The sequence below is a fragment of the Haloferax sp. s1 genome (genome assembly GCF_058382125.1).
Window position 1 is genome coordinate 1 of the sequence record NZ_JBZRPK010000275.1, and the last position, 2,621, is coordinate 2,621.

A 2,621-nucleotide genomic window follows, 5' to 3' on the forward strand; every position below is an offset into this window, starting at 1 on the left:
GCTCGAGCGTGGCGTTGCTGTGGACTCGACCCCGACACTCTCGTTCACTAGTTACGACGACCTCATGGAGACGCTGACGGCGCGTGTACTCGACCTCATCGAGGCAATCCGCCACGAAGAGCCATCCAGTATCAACGAGACCGCACGGGTCGTTGACCGCGACGTGAAGAACGTCCACGAAGAACTCAGTCGGCTTGCCCGGCTGGGCGTCATCTTCTTCGAAGAAGATGGCCAGAGCAAGCGCCCAGTCGTCTGGTTCGATGAACTCGTCATCAACCTCCCATTCGATATGGAGAACAGTGATACTGCAACTAGAACCAAATAATAAGGCTCTCACAGAATTCAGTAAGGGAACACGATCACCTAGTCTTAGCCTTATTTCACCTATCCTCAAATCACTACAATACAACCACTCACTCTTCAAGAAAGACGGCGAAGTCACGGGCGGGAGACCGAAACCCAGCTTCATCGATCCAGCGTTTGAGGTACTCGTCAGCGGTCTCTACCGAAATCTCACCATCTTCGACGAAACGTACCAGGAGTCCGATTGACCCGGTCAAGCCCACGCCACGTTGCTTCGCAGTAGCACGCGCATCTCCATCGTCAGTGATAACGGTTCCATCGGCGGCCTCCGCAACGGCTATAGCCTGCGCTTCTCCAGGGTCCAACGTTTCTAGAAGCTTCTCTTCTAATTTCTCTGCTGAGGAAGACGGAGTGACTACGGGGATTCCCTCTTCCAGTACGGCTAATGCATGTTCAAGATACAGATGGGTCTCAGTCCCTTCTTCGAGTTCTTCTTGGACAGCATCCACGGTCACGAGTCGCGGTAAATCCAATAATAACTCGATGTGATTCACCTGAGCAAAATTCGAGAGGACAGTAGTGTTGAGTACTGTCGCGTTCTTCGGCGCTCCTGTCATTCGAGGTTACGAGCGGTTTCTATTTCGTCTCTCGCGGCAGCCATATCTTCGGGGCCGAATCGTAGCTCAACTCCCTCTTCTCGCAGTATGCCTCTCATCTCAAACCGGTTGACACCAGCGAGGCGGGCAGCAGTACCCAAGGTAATCTCCCCGTCGTCGTAAAGCGATACCGCGGCGGCAATCCGCGCGTTCTCGTTTTCTTCGAAATACGCCCGTAAGACGTGGCGAATGGCATCGCTTTTGTTTTCGAAGATACCCGCTTTGACAGCCCCCTCCATGAGGTCGGTAAGATCGTTTGGAATGGTTGCGGTGGTTCGGGACATGCCTTCACTCAATGCATGGTCTTCATACAATATATGAATTTTGCCGAGCGTACTATCCCTCTTCTGAGGTGTAGCAGTTATCACATTCCCAATACTCATAGGACAACTCTTCTCCAGTCCACTTCACGACATCGTGACCCTCCCACTCACCTGTCTTCTCGTATTTACCCCCACTGTCCTCGTCCGGGACGGTGAACTCACCGAAATAGTGACCCCCATCATATGTTCCATCCTCGTAGACGGTACTTCGGATTGTTTTACCACAATCGACGCAATTCCTCTCGATGGTGCGTTTTTTCTTCAACATGAGGTAGTCAGAAGCAATTGATTGTACAGGACCGATACTCTTGACAGTTCCGCGGTTCAGGGTTCGACAAGCCGATACCGGGTACCTCTCGTCGCACCCTCCTTTTCGATGAGTCGATAGCGTTCAAGCGCACCGAGGTAGCGTCGGCGCGTCACCTTCGCTTTTGGAGAGCCAATTCGTCGCTCGTACTCAGCGTGGAGTTCCGACGAAGAGAGTTCATCGTGCTCGTGGACGATATCGTAGGGGAGTCGCTTGTGTGTCGAGAGACGCTCAACATTCCGCTCGTGGACTTCGCCAGCCGCGCCGTCAGCAACCTCGTCGACGAGACCGGGGCTAAGCGCACAGAGTTCTTCCTGGTCGGCACGCTCGGCAGCACGTCGGAGATTAGTAACCGCGAGCCGAGCGTCTCCCGCAGCGAGCGAGGCCATGTGCTGGATGGTCGCCTCATCGACAGCGCCCGGATCGAGACCGTACTCGACGCGAGCGCGAATAATATCAGCAATCTCCTGGTCGCGATACTTTTCGAGTTGGACCGACGCCGCGGCACGTGCCCGCGAGGAGACGCGCATGTCCAGACCGGAGATAAACGCATCCTCGGAGACACAGACCATCAGCGTCGTCACGTTCGGAATATCGTAGAGCATCGCAATGAGCGACGGGTCTTCGAGGACGTCCACTTCATCGAGAATGACGACAAACTGTTCGTCGAGGTCGCGAATCTTGTCGAGATACTCGCCGACTGGAGTACTCCCGCGGTCGAATTCGATGCCTCGTCGAGCATCCCGCATCAGAGAGTGTAGGACACCAGCGTTCGTGGAGTTCGAGAGGCAGTTAGTGTAGGCAGCCCTCGCACCGAGCGTCGCACGTTCTAGCTCGGCTGTAACGAATTTGGCGAGCGTTGTTTTCCCAGCCCCCGATGGGCCAGTAATCAGGATATCCTCACCAGACTCGTCGTTCTCAATCGGAGCGAGATAAGACGAGAGATGTCCGATTTCGGCATTTCGATGTTCGAGATCTGCAGGGACGAAGTTGTCGCGAAGTGCCCGGGCATCGCGTATCATGCCCAGACCC

4 protein-coding genes are annotated in these 2,621 nt (G+C 54.8%); 1 reads left to right on the forward strand and 3 read right to left on the reverse strand.

The annotated features are described in order from the left end of the window. A partial coding sequence (locus tag QT222_RS02765) for an HVO_A0114 family putative DNA-binding protein (RefSeq protein ID WP_491476228.1) occupies nt 1–325 on the forward strand: 325 nt, incomplete at its 5' end. Between the two features lie 88 nt (nt 326–413). Here the strand turns inward: QT222_RS02765 and QT222_RS02770 are convergent. The 3 genes from QT222_RS02770 to QT222_RS02780 form a co-directional block, all read right to left on the reverse strand. After that, complete coding sequence (locus QT222_RS02770) at nt 414–920, reverse strand: PIN domain-containing protein (RefSeq protein ID WP_004057214.1); 507 nt, start codon at nt 918–920, stop codon at nt 414–416. Then, nucleotides 917–1,243: a DUF7317 family protein gene (locus QT222_RS02775; RefSeq protein ID WP_004057215.1), complete on the reverse strand. Its 327-nt coding sequence runs from the start codon at nt 1,241–1,243 to the stop codon at nt 917–919. Before QT222_RS02775 ends, QT222_RS02770 begins: the two co-directional genes overlap by 4 nt. A 363-nt stretch (nt 1,244–1,606) precedes the next feature. Then, the coding region (locus QT222_RS02780) for a Cdc6/Cdc18 family protein (RefSeq protein WP_491476229.1) at nt 1,607–2,621 on the reverse strand (1,015 nt) is incomplete at its 5' end.